Source organism: Brevibacterium sp. CT2-23B, from assembly GCF_013168765.1.
Taxonomy (GTDB): domain Bacteria; phylum Actinomycetota; class Actinomycetes; order Actinomycetales; family Brevibacteriaceae; genus Brevibacterium; species Brevibacterium sediminis.
On record NZ_JABBYK010000005.1, the window covers coordinates 356,265 to 374,052 of the forward strand.

General features: G+C 65.4%; 16 protein-coding genes. 6 read left to right on the forward strand and 10 right to left on the reverse strand.

The genetic code is table 11. The features are described 5' to 3' along the window. Positions 1-97: 97 nt before the first annotated feature. A complete protein-coding gene (locus tag HIM68_RS19065) occupies positions 98-1,000 on the forward strand; it encodes a hypothetical protein (protein ID WP_253903975.1) in 903 nt (300 codons plus the stop codon). A 67-nt stretch (positions 1,001-1,067) separates the two neighbouring features. Here the strand turns inward: HIM68_RS19065 and HIM68_RS14545 are convergent, their stop codons facing one another. Further along, positions 1,068-2,486, reverse strand: a complete 1,419-nt coding sequence (locus HIM68_RS14545) for an APC family permease (protein ID WP_253903976.1) — start codon at positions 2,484-2,486, stop codon at positions 1,068-1,070. A gap of 100 nt (positions 2,487-2,586) precedes the next feature. Between HIM68_RS14545 and HIM68_RS14550 the strand changes: the two genes are divergently transcribed. Beyond that, complete coding sequence (locus HIM68_RS14550; protein ID WP_139467532.1) at positions 2,587-2,979, forward strand: hypothetical protein; 393 nt, start codon at positions 2,587-2,589, stop codon at positions 2,977-2,979. Here the strand turns inward: HIM68_RS14550 and HIM68_RS14555 are convergent. Beyond that, positions 2,915-3,841 carry a LysR family transcriptional regulator gene (locus HIM68_RS14555; protein WP_172173364.1) on the reverse strand — a complete coding sequence of 309 codons (927 nt, stop codon included), beginning with the start codon at positions 3,839-3,841 and terminating at the stop codon, positions 2,915-2,917. The genes HIM68_RS14550 and HIM68_RS14555 overlap by 65 nt on opposite strands. A gap of 140 nt (positions 3,842-3,981) precedes the next feature. Here HIM68_RS14555 and HIM68_RS14560 point away from each other — a divergent pair, with 140 nt between their 5' ends. Both HIM68_RS14560 and HIM68_RS14565 read left to right on the forward strand, forming a co-directional pair. Beyond that, complete coding sequence (locus tag HIM68_RS14560) at positions 3,982-5,355, forward strand: SRPBCC family protein (protein ID WP_367647551.1); 1,374 nt, start codon at positions 3,982-3,984, stop codon at positions 5,353-5,355. Further along, positions 5,352-6,626, forward strand: coding sequence for a hybrid-cluster NAD(P)-dependent oxidoreductase (locus HIM68_RS14565; RefSeq protein ID WP_172173367.1), 1,275 nt, complete (start codon positions 5,352-5,354; stop codon positions 6,624-6,626). Before HIM68_RS14560 ends, HIM68_RS14565 begins: the two co-directional genes overlap by 4 nt. Before the next feature lie 9 nt (positions 6,627-6,635). Here the strand turns inward: HIM68_RS14565 and HIM68_RS14570 are convergent, their stop codons facing one another. The 6 genes from HIM68_RS14570 to HIM68_RS14595 all read right to left on the reverse strand — a co-directional run bounded on the left by HIM68_RS14570 (position 6,636) and on the right by HIM68_RS14595 (position 12,474). Continuing rightward, on the reverse strand, positions 6,636-8,177 hold the full coding sequence (locus HIM68_RS14570; protein ID WP_139467529.1) for an ABC transporter substrate-binding protein: 1,542 nt from the start codon (positions 8,175-8,177) through the stop codon (positions 6,636-6,638). Then, positions 8,177-8,998 (reverse strand): ABC transporter ATP-binding protein, encoded by an 822-nt coding sequence (locus HIM68_RS14575; protein ID WP_172173370.1) that lies wholly within the window; start codon positions 8,996-8,998, stop codon positions 8,177-8,179. The genes HIM68_RS14570 and HIM68_RS14575 overlap by 1 nt, the downstream gene beginning before the upstream one ends. Beyond that, positions 8,995-9,825, reverse strand: coding sequence for an ABC transporter ATP-binding protein (locus HIM68_RS14580; RefSeq protein WP_172173373.1), 831 nt, complete (start codon positions 9,823-9,825; stop codon positions 8,995-8,997). Before HIM68_RS14580 ends, HIM68_RS14575 begins: the two co-directional genes overlap by 4 nt. Positions 9,826-9,827: 2 nt before the next feature. Continuing rightward, positions 9,828-10,757 carry an ABC transporter permease gene (locus HIM68_RS14585; protein ID WP_172173375.1) on the reverse strand — a complete coding sequence of 310 codons (930 nt, stop codon included), beginning with the start codon at positions 10,755-10,757 and terminating at the stop codon, positions 9,828-9,830. A gap of 11 nt (positions 10,758-10,768) precedes the next feature. Next, positions 10,769-11,707 carry an ABC transporter permease gene (locus tag HIM68_RS14590; RefSeq protein WP_139467525.1) on the reverse strand — a complete coding sequence of 313 codons (939 nt, stop codon included), beginning with the start codon at positions 11,705-11,707 and terminating at the stop codon, positions 10,769-10,771. Positions 11,708-11,799: 92 nt separating this feature from the next. Beyond that, positions 11,800-12,474: a TetR/AcrR family transcriptional regulator gene (locus HIM68_RS14595; protein ID WP_172173378.1), complete on the reverse strand. Its 675-nt coding sequence runs from the start codon at positions 12,472-12,474 to the stop codon at positions 11,800-11,802. 45 nt (positions 12,475-12,519) lie between these two features. Between HIM68_RS14595 and HIM68_RS14600 the strand changes: the two genes are divergently transcribed. After that, entirely contained in the window at positions 12,520-13,488 is a 969-nt protein-coding gene (locus tag HIM68_RS14600) for a quinone oxidoreductase (protein ID WP_172173381.1), read from the forward strand. A gap of 18 nt (positions 13,489-13,506) precedes the next feature. On the opposite strand, the gene HIM68_RS14605 is transcribed toward HIM68_RS14600, so the two are convergent. Further along, positions 13,507-14,568 carry a proline racemase family protein gene (locus HIM68_RS14605; protein ID WP_367647552.1) on the reverse strand — a complete coding sequence of 354 codons (1,062 nt, stop codon included), beginning with the start codon at positions 14,566-14,568 and terminating at the stop codon, positions 13,507-13,509. Further along, positions 14,565-16,733: an FAD-dependent oxidoreductase gene (locus HIM68_RS14610; RefSeq protein WP_216657156.1), complete on the reverse strand. Its 2,169-nt coding sequence runs from the start codon at positions 16,731-16,733 to the stop codon at positions 14,565-14,567. The genes HIM68_RS14605 and HIM68_RS14610 overlap by 4 nt, the downstream gene beginning before the upstream one ends. Before the next feature lie 151 nt (positions 16,734-16,884). On the opposite strand from HIM68_RS14610, the gene HIM68_RS14615 reads away from it, so the two are divergent. After that, positions 16,885-17,631 (forward strand): GntR family transcriptional regulator, encoded by a 747-nt coding sequence (locus HIM68_RS14615; protein ID WP_253903977.1) that lies wholly within the window; start codon positions 16,885-16,887, stop codon positions 17,629-17,631. Positions 17,632-17,788 lie beyond the last annotated feature (157 nt).

The window sequence follows — 17,788 nt, forward strand, 5'->3', positions numbered from 1 at the left end:
CATGTGTAGTTCACAACTTATATTAGGCTGTTAATGCAAGAGAAGTTCTATATTGGGACTTTTTCTGAAATACGGCGTGATCGATCTGGAGTGACGGATGAGTACGAACCCTCCCGGGCGTGGGGATGAGAACGAATGGGACGTCAACGACCGGTCGGGAAGCCAATGGTCCTCGCAGCCCGGATCCCAGCCGGGACCCCCGCCGAGTCCGCAGTCAGGGCCTCAGTCGGGCAATGGATGGGGCACACCTCCGCCGCCTCCTCAGTCACCTCAGCCGCAGCGCCCCTATATCCAGACCCCGCACTCGCAGAGCGGCCCGCTTCATCGCAACGGACAGCCCGCACACCAGCAGCCCTACGGCTACGGTCCGGGACCGTATCAGCAGGCCGGACCGCCGGCGCAGAAGAAGCGCAGCGGGATGATCGCGCTCCTCGTCGTCGTCGGCATCGTCCTCGCAGGGGGCATCGGATGGGGCGCGGCGACGTTCTTCTCGAAGGACTCCGAGGACCCCGCCAATGTCGCCTCCACCGATGAGCCGACGAACGCCGCCAGCGATGACGGTTCGGCTGCGGCCAGCAATTCACCCGAACCCACCGAGACCGAATCGGCTCTTCCCGACGACCCGAAGAAGGCACTCAAACAGCTCGCCGACTCCGACGGACAGACAGCGAAGAGCGAACTCAACGGCAAATGGGTGCCGCAGCTGAGTTCGAAGAAGGTCGGCCTCGAAGCCGAGGGGAAGACCTGGGACGAAGAAGCGATCCTCGAAGAATTCGAAGGGCTGCGCGAAGAGTTCCCCCGCGTGAAGCTCATCTGGTCGGGCGACTTCGGCAGCTTCAAGGAAGACAATTTCTGGGTCACCGTCGTCGGCATCGGCTACGACGACCCCGAGGACGCCCTGTCGTGGTGCTCATCGCACGGACTCGGCCCCGACAGCTGCTACGCCAAACAGCTCAACACCTCCGGCGGCCACGAAGGAACGACCCGCCTGCAGGACTGAGACTCCCGAGCCGGTCCGTCCGGTCACACCCGCAACCGGCGGCTGAATGATGGGCCGCCGGACCGGCTCAGACGTGGGCGAGCCGCCGGTTGTTCACCGCGAACACGGCAATGCCGATGACGAGCCAGACCGCCCCGATGACCAGGGCCAGCGGGTTTGCGCTGACGAGCACTGCGATGAGCAGACCGGCGCCGATGACCGGAATGACGCCGTGGTTGAACCAGTTGGGAGTCTCGCTGCCCTGCTTCTTCACGAGGAAGTATCCGACCACCGAGGCCTGAAGGAAGATGAACGCCGTCAGCGCCCCGACGTTGACGATCGAGGTCAGCTGGTCGAGACCATCGGCACGGGTCGCCGCCCACCCGGCCACGATCACATTGCCGCCGGCGGCCACGAGGATTCCCTTCCACGGAACACCGGTCTTCGGGGCCACCTCGGCGAGGAATTTCGGCACCTGACGGGATCGTCCCATGTCCATGAGGATGCGGGAGCCTGCGGCCTGACCGATCATCGCGGAGAACGCCGCGCCCACGGCCTTGGCCAAGGCGAGCAGCCAGTGCAGCCACGGGCCGAGAGTCGAGTCGACGGCGTCGTAGTAGGCGGCTCCCTCGAGCGCGGGATCGGCCTGCAGGTCCGCCGGAGTCAACGGTGAGAGCAGACTGCCTACCCAGGTCTGCGCGACGAAGAAGACACCTGCGAGCACGAGGCAGATCAGCGTGGCACGGCCGACGATCCGCGGCCCGCCCTTGGCCTCCTCGGAGAATGTCGCGAGCGAATCGAAGCCGAGATACGACAGGACAGCCACGGACACGGCAGCGAGCACCGCTGTCACGGAGAACGCATCGACCCCGGTCAGCGGGGTCAACCATCCCCGCGTCGGCCCATGCTGGACGAGGTAGGCGATGCCGAGGACGAGGACCAGAGCGAGGACGGCCACCTCGGCGAGGACGACCCCGGTGATCACGCGGGAGGCGACCTTGACCCCGGCGAGATTGAGCCCGGTGGTGAGGATGACGGCCACGGCCACGAACACCCAGACGGGCAGTGCGGGGAAGATCGAGTTCAGAGCGATCCCGGTGAACAGATAGGCGACCGAGGGGATGAAGAGATAGTCGAGGAGGATCATCCAGCCGGCGACGAAACCGGCCGGTTTTCCGATTCCCGCCGAGGCGTAGGCGAACACCGTGCCCGCGCGGGGAACCTCCCGTGACATGCGCATATAGCTGACCGCGGTGAAGGCCATGACGATCGTCGCGACGATGTAGACGAGTGCCACGGCCCCGCCCGAGCGGGCATCGAGGGTGCCGAATACGCCGACTGCGGCCGCGGGACCGATGAAGACGAGTCCGAAGAAGACGAGCTCGCTCAGGCCGATCGTCCGTTTGAGCGTCCCACCTCTCACCGAGGCGGCCGTGTCCTCGGGTGCGGAAGTCCGAGTTTCGTTGTCGACCTGGTTGGACCGATCATCGGCGGTCATATCGTCCATCGTGGTGCCCGTCTTTCGAAGTATGTGCTTCAACTCTACGCGCAGGTCATGGCGCGGTTTCGAGTCCCCGATAGGATCGGGGGAGAGGAAGGAGGCCCGGATGACGCATCACCCGCAGATGATCCAGCCCGGTGGGTTTCCGCCGGGAGGTGTGCCTGCGAAGAAACCGTCCGTGGTGCCGGGAATCCTCCTCATCATCGCCGGAGTCCTCGGTCTCGGGGTGGGACTGTGCATCCTCGTCATCCCGATGTTCCTGTTCCTCCTCGGAGGCGGCGGCAACGTCGACGCCTTCGACGATTTCGCCTCCGGCTTCTTCATCACCGGTTTCGTTGTGGCCGTGGTTTCTGTTCTGGTGCTGATCGCCGGGATCGTCCTCACCACCGTCGTCGCGCGGAAGCGGCGTCGAATGCGACCGCAGGTCCGGATGGTCAGGCCTCCTGGTGGGCCGCCGTTTCAGCAGACTCCCGGAGGACCTCCAACGCCGAGGCGATGATCGGCTGAGCGCCCGAACCGCGGCGGATGCCCGAGAGGATCTTCCGTGACGGCACCGGATCACCGCGCAGCGGCACGCGCACCACATCGAAGCCGTCCGGCAGGCGTGCCAGGCGAGGAATGAGCGCGACCCCGAGTCCCGCCGAGACCAACGACGCACCCGTCTCCCACTCCCGAGACTGATGGGCCTGTTCCGGTTGGAAACCGGCAGCCGCACACGCCGTGCGCACCAGACGGTGATACGGCGAACCCGCCCGGTCGAGGATCCAGGACTCCTCGGCGGCCTCGCTCAACGCCACAGCTGACTTCTCTGCCAGGCGGTGTCCGACGGGAACCAGCAGATCGAGGCGATCGCTGAACAGTGCCGACTGCTCGAAGCGGGGATCGCTGCGCGGCGGCAGCGGGTCGGTGGCCACGACCACGGCGACGTCGGCATGGTCGGAGATGAGAAGGTCGAAGCACTCCTCGGGGTCGGCTTCGATGATCGTGACCTCGGCGCTCGGGAATCGCTCCATTACCGTCAGGGCTGTCGGTGGAAGCAGGGCGGCCGCGGCAGTGGAGAAGCCGCACAGTCGCAGCCGTCTGGTGCGCGTATCTCGACTGGTGCCAAGGCCGTCGAGCTCGCCTCGGATCTCCTCCCACCTGGTGAAGAGCTCCTGAGAGCGCTCGAGGAGGAGCTGACCGGCGCGGGTGAGGACGAGTCCGCGACCGCGCGGTTCGACGATGCGCACGCCGAGATCTTTCGACAGGCCTCTGAGCTGGTGGGATACGGCCGAAGGGGTGTATCCGAGGCGGTGTGCCGCCTCGGTGAGAGTGCCGACTTCGGCAAGGACCCGAAGGACGTGGAGACGCGGATCGATCATGCAATAGTATTGCACGTTTCGGATGAAGAAGATTCGCTTTTCTTCAGCAAACCTCTGGCGGACACTGGGGGCAGGAGCACGAACTCCACGGTCGCGGTCGGCGAAGGGGCCGACAGCAGGCGCGGCCGAGACACGACGAGGTGGTGGACGAATTGACTCTGGCGCCAGAGCAGAAGCGGACCGATTCCAGCACGAGCGGACCCGCTGGGTCGGGTGCGGCTGCCGGATCGGGCGGGCACGGCAGGACCGATATCGACCGGCTCATCGACGAACGTGTGCCCGGCTATTCGCTGGCGGCGCCGTTCTACATCAGCCCGGAGTTCTTCTCCCGCGATATCGAGGCGATCTTCGCCTCGACCTGGATCTTCGTTGCCTCTGCTGCCGAAGTGCCCGAGCCCGGTGACTATCTCACGGTCGACATCGGAGCCTACTCCGTCATCGTCATCCGCGATGACGACGGTGAGATCCGTGCCCACCACAATGTCTGCCGTCACCGGGGGACTCGCTTGCTCAATGACCTGTCCGGATCGGTGGGCAACATCGTGTGCGGCTACCACCAATGGACCTACACCCCTGCCGGAGAGCTCATCTCTGCAGGCGTTCAAGCTCCCGGCTTCGACCGGAGCTGCTTCTCTCTGCGTTCGGTGAACCTCCGCGTCATCGGCGGGCTCATCTTCATCTGTCTCAGCCCGACTCCGCCCGACGATATCGACGAGGTGGCCGAGGTCATCGAGCCCTATCTGACCGGGCATGACATCGCCGGGACGAAGGTGGCCGCGCAGAGTGACCTCATCGAGGACTCGAACTGGAAGCTCGTCATGGAGAACAACCGTGAGTGCTACCACTGCGAAGCCGGCCACCCGGAGCTGACGTGCACGTTCTTCCCCACCTACGGCTACGAACCAGACGAGATTCCCAAACGCCTGCAGCCGGCGTACCAGCGGTACCTCGACGCAGAGGATCAGCTGCATGCCGACTGCGACCGCAACGGCTTGCCCTATGCCCTCGTCGAGGAGCTGAGCGGACGGCCCACCGGATTCCGGATCGAACGGGCAGCTCTCGACGGACAGGGCGAGTCGTACACGATGGACGGATCGGCCGCCTCGGCGAAATTGTTGGGTGACCTCGACACCTTCGCACTGGGCCGGGCCTCGCTGCACGTGCAGCCGAATATGTGGTTCCACGCGATGGGCGACCACGTGGTGACGTTCAGCCTGCTGCCGCTCGCCGAGGACAAGACGCTGGTGCGCACGACCTGGCTCGTCCACGCCGATGCGGAGGAGGGCGTCGACTACGAGCTCGACAACCTCACGACGGTGTGGCTCAAGACGAACGAACAGGACGCGACCTTCTGCGAACGCGGGCACCTGGGAATCTCGTCGCCGGCATATGTGCCCGGTCCCTACGCACCCACCGAATCGCAGGTCGATGACTTCGTCACCTGGTACATCGAACGGCTCAAGGCCCATAGAGAACAGCGGACCGTGCAGTTGGAAGGAGCTGAGCGACGATGAGGTACCGCCATTCGACATTCGCCCAGGCTGCATCCGCGCCCGTGGGCAAGGCGACGTTCCGAGTGCCCACTCGGGGCAGTCGACCCACAACCGCGGCCGCTGCCCCGCCGGTCTTCGATACGGCAGTCGAGCCCGCGCTCGCCGCGCCGGTCGACCGGGTGCCGGCAGAATCGGCTGGCCCCGTGCTCGCCGAACTGCAGCTCGATCCCGAACTGCTCACCGGCCCCGTCGAGGTCACCGGCATCACCCAGGTGACCCACGACGTGAAGACCTTCGAGCTGCGGGCGGGATGGATGAACGCGGTTGACTTCGCGCCGGGTCAGTACGTGACGATGCGCATCCCCGAGCTCGGCCTCGAACGCTGCTACTCGATCTCCTCGGCGCCCTTCGGCACGAACATCTTCACCATCACGGTCAAGCGCGTACCCGGGGGAGAGGTGTCGGCCCATCTGCACGACAACGTGCGGGTCGGCGATCAGCTGCACGTGGACGGGCCCTATGGACTGTTCAGCACGAGCTTCCACCAGGCCGAACGACACCTCTTCCTCTCCGCCGGCTCCGGAATCACCCCGATCATGTCGATGGTGCGCAGCCTGCTGGCCAGACAGGGAGGGTTCGGCACGGACATCGTGTTCGTCCACAGCGCCTCGTCGCCGCTCGACATCATCTTCCGCGCCGAGCTCGAACAGCTCGCCGAGGTCGCCGGAGTCAGCGTCACCATCCTGTGCTCCCGGGATTCCGAGGCCGAGACCTGGGCCGGTCGGCGGGGTCGGATCGATGCGTCCACCCTCGCCGAGGTGGTCCCCGACGCGGCCGACCGCGAAACCTTCGTATGTGGGCCGGGTCCGTATATGGAGGCGGTGCGGCCCCTGCTCGCCGAGGCGGGGGTGGCGTCGGCGCGAATGCATGAGGAGTCGTTCGTCTTCGCTACGTCACCTGCCGACCGTTTGGCCAAGTCAGGTGCGAGAGCCAAAGCTGTCGGAGCCGGCGTCGGCGGCGGCACTGGAGTGAGCCACCTCGTCGAGTTCGCGGTCTCCGGGCGCGTAGTCGATTGTGACGAGACCACGACCGTCCTCGATTCTGCTTTGGACGCCGGACTGTCCGTGCCCTCATCCTGCTCGGAAGGCGCGTGCGGAACCTGCAAGTCTGTGCTCATCAGCGGGGAGGTCGAGATGAAGCACGCCGGAGGCATCCGGCCGAAGGAGATCGCCGCGGGCAAGTTCCTGCCCTGCTGCTCGACCCCGCTGACCGATATCGTCGTCGACAGGTGAGCTGCCTGCTCAGTGCTTGAGCTTCGTCTCCTTCAGCCCATAGGTGCCCAGCACGTAGGGTTCGAAGCCGACGACATCCCGGCTCATTCCGTACAGGGCCCGCTGGTAGGCGATCGGTACGATCGGGGCCTCGTCGGCGACCTGCTGCTGGATCTGGGCGTAGAGCTCGTTCTGCTTCTCCGGATCCTCTTCGGCCACGGCCTCCTCCGCCCATTTCTCCACCTTGGGATTCGCGTAGCCGGAGCGGATTCCGGAGTCGTCGGTGACGGCGAGGAAGTTGATCATCTGCGAGGTGTCGGAGACGTCGGAGGTCGCATAGCTGACCTGAACTTGGAAGTCTCCGTTCGTGCGGTTCGTCGTCAGAGTCGCGTCGTCGAGCTTTTGGACGTGAACGGTCAGGCCGATGTCCTGCCACGCCTGCTGGGCGATCTGCGCCAGCAGCTCACGATCGGCGACACCCGAGGGAATCTGGATGGTGATGTCGATACCGTCTGGATGATCCGACTCCTTGACCAGCTGCTTGGCCTTCTCCATGTCGAACTGGCTGCTGTCGACCTTGTCCGCATGACCGGCGAGGCCCGGTGAGATGAACGAGGTCGCGGGCTCAGCGTAACCGGCGTAGACCACCTCGACGATGGACTTGCGATCGACCGCATACGACATGGCACGTCGCAGCTTGGGATCGTCGAGGCCCTTCTCCTTGTTGTTGATGTTGAAATAGAGGATCTTCGTTGAGGTGAACGCCTGGGCATTGATGTCCTGTGAGCGCGAGAGCTGACTCATGCTCAATGGAGCAGGCTCCTGATTGATGTCGGCCTGGCCGCCCTGCAGCTGCAGGCGACGAGTGTTGTCATCGGCGACGACGTTGAAGGTCACGGAATCCAGAGAGGGGACGCCGTCCTCCCAGTAGTCCGGATTCTTCACCAGCTCGAGGCTCTGTCCCTTATTCCAACTGCCGACCTCGAACGGCCCGGTGCCGTCTGCGTGCGCTGCCATGTACTCGGCGTCGTGTCCGCCGAAGTCATCGGGGTAGATCGATGCCGCGAACAGCGCCATATAGCTGGGCAGGGGACCCCACGGCTGCTTCAGGTCAATGCGCACCGTGTGGTCATCGACTTTCTTTACGTCTTTGATCGGGTCGAATTCGGCTGCCCAGAGATTGTTCTCATCCTCCTGATCCCGCGCATAGTTCAGGGAGAAGACGACATCGTCGGCGTCGAGGGTCTTGCCGCTGTGGAATTTCACTCCCTCGCGCAGGTGGAAGGTCCAGGACATCTTGTCCTTCGATTCCTCCCAATCGGTTGCCAGCCCCGGTTCGACCCCGGACCCGTCGGGTTTGTTGAGCGTGAGAGTCTCGTAGACCTGCTGGAGCGTCCAGATGTCTTCATTCTGGGTCGTCGTGGGCGGCAGCAGAGTTGTGGCATCGGCGGCGCGAGCGAAGACGAGGTCGCCTCCGGGTCGGGCAGTCTTCTCTCCTGATGAACTGCACCCTGCGAGGACCAGGAGGCAGGCGCAGAGCGCGGCAGTCACCGCTGCGAATCTCTTGGCCATCACCCTTCCCCTCTTCGGATCCGATCGAGGTAAGCGCTGTCGAAGGTGGGTATCGCCTTCAGCAGTGTCTTCGTGTAGTCGTCGCGCGGGGACGTGAAGATCTCCTCGGTGGTGTTCTCTTCGACGAGACGTCCGTTGTGGATGACGTAGATCCGCTCGCACAGCTTCCTGACGACCGCCAGGTCATGGGAGATGAAGAGGATCGACAGGTCGAGTTCCTCGCGCAGTCGGGCGAAGAGTGCGACGATCTCAGCTTGAACACTGACGTCGAGGGCGGAGACGGCCTCATCGGCGACGATGATGCTGGGCTCGACGGCAAGCGCTCGGGCGATCGCCACTCTCTGTCTCTGCCCTCCAGACATAGCGGTCGGGGTGCGGTCGAGGAACTCCTCGGGAAGCCGCACCATCTCCATGAGCTCCGCACACCTGGCCCGCAGAGCGGCACCGGAAGCGAGACGATGATGGCGGATCACCTCGGCGAGGGTGGCCCGCACTGTATAACGGGGGTCGAGGGAGGCGAAGGGGTCCTGGAAGACCATCTGCACGATCCGCCACTGTGCGCTTGTGCGCTTCTGTGCGAACTCCCGACCGTCGACGCTCACCGTGCCGTCGTAGTCGCGCTGGAGTCCGCAGATGACTCGGGACAGCGTCGATTTTCCCGAACCCGATTCGCCGACGAGTCCGACGATCTCGCCCGGGCGGACCTGCAGGTCGGCGGAATCGACCGCGGTGAAGGCGCGGTCACCACGTCCGAAGGTGACGGTGACGTTCTCGGCGCGCAGACCGCGCACCGACGCTGACGAAGGCTGAGTCTCGGTCATCGTGTCTCCTCGGCAAGGCCCGCATCGTCAACGTCCTCATCGATGCGCGGAGTCGCTGTCAGCAGTCGACGCGTGTACTCCTCCTGGGGATCGTCGAAGACCTCCTGCAGCGCACCGTGTTCGACGATCTGCCCGTCCTTCATCACACTGATCGACGAGCACAGCTGAGCGACGACCGCGAGGTCATGGGTGACATAGAGCAGACCGAGGCCCTCGTCCTGCTGCATGGTGCGGAAGAGATCGAGCACCTGCGCCTGGATCGTCACGTCGAGCGCCGTCGTCGGTTCGTCGCAGAGCAGCACCTGCGGCTCCTGCGCCAACGCCGCCGCGATCATCACGCGCTGACGCATTCCACCCGAGAGTTGGAACGGGTAGTGCCTGGCTCTGCGGTCGGGATCGGTGATGCCGACACGGTCCATGAGCTCGACGGCGAGGTCGTGAGCCTGCTTCTTCGACAGTCCTCTGCGCTCGGCGATGGCATCGGTGATCTGGCGGCCGACCTTCATCACCGGGTTGAGCGCGATGGCCGGTTCCTGGAACACCATCGAGATGCCGGTGCCGCGGATGCACTGGTCGAATCGTCCGCCCGGCCCGGAGCTGAGGATATTGCGACCGTCGAACCGGATCTCTCCGTCGACGACGGAGGCGCCAGGCGGGAGCATTCCGAGAATGCTGCGCAGCGTCATCGACTTGCCCGATCCCGATTCACCGACGAGACCCATCGGCTCACCGGCCTCGAGGCTGATCGACACGTTGTCGAGGATCCGACGCCGTCCGGCCTCTCCGTCGATGTCGACGGTGAGGGAGTCCACTTCGAGGATGGGCATGGTCACCTCTTCGGCTTCAGCGTGTTCGTCAGTCCGTCGCCGATGAGCGCCAGCGCGAAGGACACGATGACGACGGCGAACCCCGGCCACAGGATGAGGCCGTAGTTGCCGGTGCCCATGTACTGCTGACCGTCATTCATCATCTGACCCCAGTCGGCGGTCGGCGGGACGATGCCCATGCCGAAGTAGCTGAGGGTGACGACGACGCCGATGTTGAGCACGATGTCACTCATCGCATAGATGACGCCCTGGCTGACGGTGTTCGGAATGATGTGGCGGGTGAGGGTCCGGGGAGTGCTCAGCCCCGAGGCGCGGCAGGCGGAGATGAATTCCTGCTCTCTCAGGACGAGCACCTCGCCGCGGACGATGCGGGCGTAGGCCACCCAGGACACGGCGCTGATGGCGACGAAGATGCTGCCCATTCCGTTGCCCAGGACGAAGACGAGCACGATGACCAGGACGTAGAACGGGAAGGCCGAGACGATATCGGCCAGGCGCATGATGACGATGTCGACCCAGCGACCGAAGTACCCGGCCAGCGAACCGAGGACCGTACCGAGGATGAAGGGCACGATGACGGCGACGACAGCGACGATGAGGTCGACGCGACCGCCGTGAAGGAAGCGGGAGAGGACGTCTCGTCCGAGCTGATCGGTACCCAACGGGTGCGCGACCGAAGACGGGGCGAAGGTGTTGAGCAGGTCCTGCCGATTGGGGTCGTCGGTGACGAAGAGCGGTCCGACGGCGAGCAGCAGCACCATCGCACCGAGAATGAACGCACCGATCCACAGCTGCAGATTGTGCCGTCGCAGGAATGCCGGCAGGGGAAGCGTGAACCGCGCGGTCGGCGTCGCTCGGGACGCAGTGCCGCCGCGAGTCCGCGGCGGTTTCCCGTTGGGGCCACCGGCACCGGTCGCCGTGGGGGAGGTCATCGGTTCGCTCATCATGCCCCCAGCCGCACGCGTGGATCGACGATGCTGTAGACGACATCGGTGAGCAGGTAGACGAGGACGACGAGGACACCGAAGATCACAGTCAGCGCCTGCACGACGTCGTAGTCGCGAGCGAGGACGGCTTCCATGAGGAGTGAGCCGACACCGGGGATCGCGAAGACGTTCTCGACGACGAGGGCACCGCCGACGAGGTGACCGACCTGGATGCCGAGGATCGAAACACCTGTGATTCCGGCGTTGCGGAAGGCATAGTCGATCACCGTCCGCTTCCTGCTCAGTCCCTTCGACAGGGCGAAGTTCGTGTACTCGGCCGACATCGAATCGTTCAGTGCCGCCGTGAGGCTGCGGATGAGCACGGGGCAGATCGTCAGCGCGACAGCGAGACCGGGCAGGACGAGGGAGTAGAGGTGCTCTCCGAAGTTGCTGCCGTAGCCGCCGACCGGGAAGATGCCCAGGTTCACCCCGAGGACGAGGATGAGCAGGGTGCCGACGAAGAACGCCGGCATGCCCTGGACGGTGGCGGCGAAGACCCTGGACACGATCGCCGAGGCGGCAGATCGTTTCGCCGCCACCCACAGTGACAGCGGGACGGAGATGACGACAGCGAACACCAGAGACACGAGCATGAGCAGCAGGGTGGCCGGCATCCGCAGCTTCAGCAGCTCGAGGACGGAGGTCTGGAAGATGAATGACTGTCCGAAGTCACCGACGAGGAGGCCTGCGAGGAACTGGAAGTACTGGATGATCATCGGTTCGTTCAGGCCCCAGGCCTGACGAAGCTGAGCGACGTTCTCCGGAGTGGCTTTATCGCCGAGGTATGCGGCTGCGGGATCGCCGGGAGCCAGCTTCATGAGGATGAAGGACAGCGTGGCGACACCGAGGACGATCGGAATCATCAGCAGCACACGCCGGAGGATGTACTTGCCCACACCCACCCCTTCGCAGTGTGACCTGGATTACATCTGTCATTCTATTCGCAATATTGCTTGTCGCGGTGGTCCGGGACGCGGCGTGTCGACCTCTACGGGGCGGCGATGGCGGAGACGATCGCCTGGATCTGCGGAATGAGCTCCTCGAGTACGCGGCCCTGCCTGTTCAGCCACTGATCGAGCTGCGCGGCGGACAGGACTGCCATGACCGCCTCGGCGCGAGTCCGGACCGGATCGGACGGGTTCGCATCCTTCGGCTCGGGAGCCGTGGCCGTCCACATCTCGGCGATGAGGATCTCCACGTGGCGTCGCCAGAAGGGGTAGCTCTGTCGGTCGAACCGGCCCTTCGGCGAGCTGCTCTCGGTGAGGAGGACGAGGTCGAGGTTGCCGGCGATATGCCGCAGGTACGCATCGACGAAAGCGGTGAGGCGCTCGCCTCCCGGGGCGCCCGGGCCCAGAGGCGGAGGGCCCTGGAGCATGCGGGCGTGCATGTCCCGGACCCGGTCGTCGAGCAGAGCCGAGGCGATCCCGGGTTTGTCGGTGAAGTTGCGGTAGAGGGTGCCCTTGCCGACTCCTGCCAGTCGCGCCAGCTCATCCATCGTCAGCCCGTCCACTCCCTTGTCGGCCAAGAGGCCAGTCGCGGCATCGAGGATCTTCCGACGATTGCGCTGCGCATCGGCGCGCAGCGGAGCCTGCGAGGGGACCAAAGGGAGGAATTTCCCGTTCCCTCTTCCATAACCGGACTGCAGTCCGTTAATGTCGTCCATATACGGACTATAGTCCGGATCGGATTCGACTTCGAGGAGGCAGCAATGACATCGATCATCGTCAACGAACACGGGGGACCCGAGAAATACGAGGTCACCGACGACTCACCAGAGGGTGCCGCTGCGCCGGCCGACGGCCAGCTGCAGGTCAGCCTGAGTCTGGCCGGGGTGAACTTCCTCGACGTCGTCCAGCGCCGTGCCGCCCTGCCCACCCCCTTCCGCCCCGGAGTCGAAGGTGTCGGCACGGTCACCGCCGTGGGCGCAGGTGTCAACGGCTTCTCCGTCGGCGATCGCGTCGGCTGGATGACCGGCGGACAGGGCAGCTTCTCATCCACAGCTCTCGTCAGGTCGGACAAGGCCGTGCCGCTGCCGGATGACATCGATGATGAGACCGCTGTTGCGGCACTCATGCAGGGCATCACCGCCCACTACCTGATCACTGACACCTACCCGGTCGCATCCGGCGACGTGGTCCTCATCCACGCGGCCGCCGGCGGACTCGGTCAGCTGCTCACCCAGATTGCGGTGCTCAAAGGTGCCACGGTGATCGGCACGACCTCCTCCGAGGCCAAAGCAGAGATCGCCCGGAAGAACGGCGCCGCCCACGTCTTCGGCTACGAGGACTTCGCTGACAAGACCCGCGAAGTCACCGACGGCCGGGGCGCTTCGGTCGTCTACGACGGGGTGGGCAAGACCACCTTCGACGGCGACCTCGAAGCCGTTGCCACCCGCGGCACCATCGTCGTCGTCGGCAACGCCAGCGGACCGGTCGACCCGGTCGACGTCAATACCCTCAACACCTCGGGCTCCCTCTTCCTCACCCGGCCGACCGTCGTCGACCATGTCAGGACGCCCGAGGAGCTGCGCTCGCGCACCGACGAGATCTTCGGGTGGATCCGCAACGGAGACCTCACCGTCAATATCGGAGAGCGATTCCCTATCACCGAGGTGGCTGCCGCCTTCACAGCGCTCGAATCCCGGGCGACGACCGGAAAGATCATCCTCGAGCACTGATCGCTGAGGAGCCTCGGCTCACCGCAGCACGAAGCCGGGCACGAGATCATCGAGCGGGTCGACCTCGAACGTCGAGGTGGCCACCCGGTGGGCGCTGCCGGTGACGACCGGGATGACGCCGTCGGCGGTCTCTTCGAGCACTCGCGCCCGGAATCGCGTGCCGACGATCGACTCATGGACGAGCGTCTGCCCCGGCGCGAGCTCACTGGCGGCATGGAGTGCGGCGACCCGAGCCGCCGTTCCCGAACCGCACGGTGAGCGGTCGACCTGACCGTCGGCGAAGACCGTGACATTGCGCTGATGCAGTTCGCCGCCGGGCAGAGTGCCGAACCGGTCGACGAAGATCGTGCCGTAGACACCGGAGAGCCGGTCATCCTCGGGGTGGACGGTGTCCGGATGATCGGCGAGACCCGCCTTGATCTCCCGGCCCACGGCGATGAGCGCGGTGAGATTCTCGGGCACGACTTCGCAACTCACTTCACCGAGGCGGCCCACCTCGTCGGCCTGAGAGGAACCGGCGGCAGCACCCAACTGAGCGACGTCGACGAGCGCATAGATCGCCCCGCCCCACGCGAGGTCGACCGTCACCTGGCCCAGGCTCGTATCCACCGTGATCCCCGAGGCGACGAGCCGGCTGGGCACGTTGACGAAGTCCACCGAGGTGGCCCGCCCCTCGGCGTCCGTGTGCACCTGCGCGCGCACTCGACCCGAGGGCACGTCGATCGTGACCTCCGTGGTCCCGGACGGATCGACGGCGACGATCCCGGAGGACACCGCCCATGCGCCGAGCGCCATCGTCCCGTGGCCGCAGGCCGTGGAGAAGCCGTCCTTGTGCCAGAACAGGACCCCGAAGTCAGCCCCGTCGTCATCGGGTTCGGTGATGAATCCGCCGTACATGTCCGCATGACCGCGCGGCTCGAAGCACAGCAGCCTGCGCAGATCATCGACTTCCGAGCCCGGCACGGCCAGTTCCCGCCGTTCTGCCACGCTCGCGCCGGGGATCTCGACCGGGGGTTCGGCGACGATTCGGAACGGTTCGCCGGCAGTATGGAAGTCCACACTCGTGCAGATCGTGCTCACAGCCCCATTCCCACTCTCAGCCCTTCCAACACCGCCGCATGCACATTGCGGGAGGCGACGGCATCACCGATACGGTACAGCGTGAATGGGTGCCCCGCCTCAGCGGAGGTGGTGGCGGAGGTGGTCGTCGGTTCCGCGACTGCCGTCGCACCTGGGTGAGTGCCCGTCGCACCGACGTATCCCGGCTGCGGACGTCCGTGGACCCACGCCTCGAGGTCCGTCGCCCCGTGGTTCGTCGATCGCGACTTGAGCTCGAAATAGACCTCATCATTGGGCGTCGTCCCGAAATCGACGACCACGGCATCGGTGACGACCTCTGCCTCCCGATCCGAATAGTCGTTGCGCAGCACCGCCACGATCTCCTTCCCCTCGATCCGCGGCTTCCGGCTCAGGCGCTCGCCGAGGCGGACCTCGACTCCGAATTCGGAGAACACCTGAAGGTAGGCGGGAGAGTTCATCGACCCCACGTCGATGCCGATGGTGCGTTCGGGGCTGACATAGGTGACCTGCTGGCCGGCTCGGGCCAAACGTTCGACGGCGTCGAGCGCCGGATAGAACCCGTGATCGTCGAAGACGAGCACCCGCTGCTTCGACCTGAGCCGGTCGTCCATGACGTCCCAGACGTCGAAGCTCGGGCCCTGCTCACGGAAGGGATACCCGGCATCGGGAACCCCTCCGGTGGCGACGATGACGACGTCGGGGTCGAGTGCGAGGATGTCGTCCGCCTCGGCGAAGGTGTTCAGTCGCAGGTCGACACCGTGCTTCCTGCACTGCTGGACACGCCAGTCGATGATGCCGATGAGATCGCGGCGGCGCTGCGAGCGAGCGGCGATGCGGACCTGCCCGCCGGGGGCGTCCTCGGCCTCGAGCAGGGTCACCCGGTGACCGCGCACGGCCGCGACACGGGCGGCTTCGAGCCCGGCCGGACCGGCGCCGATGATGACGACATGCTTGGGTCCGGTCGTGACGTCGTGGGGAACCTCCTGCGGCAGATCGGCCTCCCGGCCGGTAGCGGGATTGTGGATGCAGGTGGCCGAACCGGAGGTGTAGATGGAGTCGAGGCACATGTTGGCGCCGACGCAGGGACGGATATCGTCCTCACGTCCTTCGGCCACCTTGCGCGCCAGGTGAGGGTCGGCCAGCTGCGCCCGGGTCATCCCGACGAGGTCGAGGCAGCCATCGGCGATCGCGAACCGGGCGGTCGCGGCGTCGGAGATGCGTGCGGCGTGGAGGACGGGGATGTCGATGGCCTCGCGGATGCGACGGCAGGTCTCGAGCCAGGGGGCCGAGGGGGTGCCCATGCCGGGGATCGCCTCGGCGAGCTGACGGTCCGAGTTGATCATCCCGACGTTGAGGTTGAGGAAATCGATGCCGTGATCGGTGTAGGTCCGGAGGATCTCGGTGGCCCTCGCTTCGTCCATGCCGTCTTCGCGGCGCTCGTCGACGGCCATGCGGATGCCGAGGACGAAGTCGTTGGGAACAGATGCACGCACGGCGTCGATGATGCGCATCGGGAACTTGATGAGATTCTCCAGTTCGCCGGAGTACTCGTCGTCGCGGTCGTTGAGCCACGGGGCGAGGAAGGAATCGAGCAGGTGACCGGCGTGCATGACCTCGAGTCCGTCGAATCCGGCGGCGGCGACGCGTTCGGCGGCGGACGCGAAGTCCGCGACGATGCGATCCATATCGAAGTCCTCGAGCGCCTTGGTGAACGACCGGTGCGCAGCCTCCCGGGTCCGAGAGGCCGAGACCAGCGGCAGCCAGTCGCCGGCGAAGTTCGAGGATCGGTGGCCCAGATGGGTCGCCTGGATCATGATCGCCGCGCCCTCGTCGTGGCAGTCGTCAGCGATCGCGGACAGCCACGGAACCACCTCGTCGGTGGACAGGTCGATATTGCCGAACGCGGCAGGGGAGTCCTTCGACACGATGGCCGAACCGCCGATCATCGTCAGGCCGACACCGCCGCGGGCCTTCTCCCGGTGATAGAGGCGGTAGCGGTCCTTCGGCATGCCGAGTTCGGTGTACGCGGGCTCGTGCGAGGTCGAGACGATGCGATTGCGCAGCGTGAGTCTGCCGAGTTCGAAGGGCTGGAGCAGCGGATCGGCGGACACGTCGGTCGCAGACGTGGTCGGTGCGGGTGTGCCGGTTGCGGGGTCGGCGGTCATGGGTTCCTCCTTCATTGCAGGAACGTCACTGTGGGTTCGACTCCGTGGGGAGTCCGGGTGGGTAATCGGTTACCGACTACTTAGTTCAATGGTGCGATCTCGCGGTTATGCTGTCAATAGTCGCCGACCAGGATTCGAAGGGGAGTGTGCGATGGAGCGAGTGAGACCGCAGGCCGAATCGCTGCGCGAGCAGGCACTGGGCATCATCCGCGATGCCATCACCTCAGGTGAGCTCGCCGAGGATCGCATCTATTCGGCAGCGGGCCTGGCCAAGCAGCTCGGCATCTCACTCAGCCCGGTGCGCGAGGCGATGATGGCGCTCGTCACCGAAGGGACCGTCGAGGCCGTGCCCAATCGCGGCTTCCGTCTGGTCACCATCACCGAGGCGGACCTCGAGGAGATCATCGCCATCCGCGTTCTTCTCGCTGTCCCCGCCGCCCGCAGTCTGGCAGAGGCCGGCAGCGATGACATCGTCGGTCGCGGCCTGAGAGCTGACGGCGTGCAGGCGGTGACTGACGGGTCGGTGACCGAGACCGGCAAGGCAGCGACCAAATGCGAGGCGATCGACCGACTGCGCGAACTCGCCGAGGCGACCGTGGACGCGGCCGAGGCCGGCGAATTCGCCGAGTTCTATACGCAGGACCGCAGGTTCCATGAGGCTCTGCTCGAGCACGGCCTCGGCGGGCGCGCCGCCGCGATCAGCCTGCGCCTGCGCGATCAGTCACGCCTCTACCGGCACCAGGATCAGATCGGGGCCATCGCGGTCGAGTCCGCTCGCGAGCTGCCGAGGATCGTCGACCTCATCGAGTCCGGGGACGCCGCCGAGGCGGCCGACCTCGTCACGTCGAACCTCTACTTCTTCAAACGCGTCCCGGCCACAGCCGACGGCGAAGGCTGATTCGTCACTGTCAGAACGGCCCAGTTTCGGCTGAGTAGCCCAGTTTCGAACATGGGCTGCTCAGCTCAGAGTGGGCTGGTTGTCTCAATCGGCTGTAGTGCGAGCCGAGAAACGACGAAACGACGCTGGGCCGCCCCGAAACAGGACGGCCCAGCGT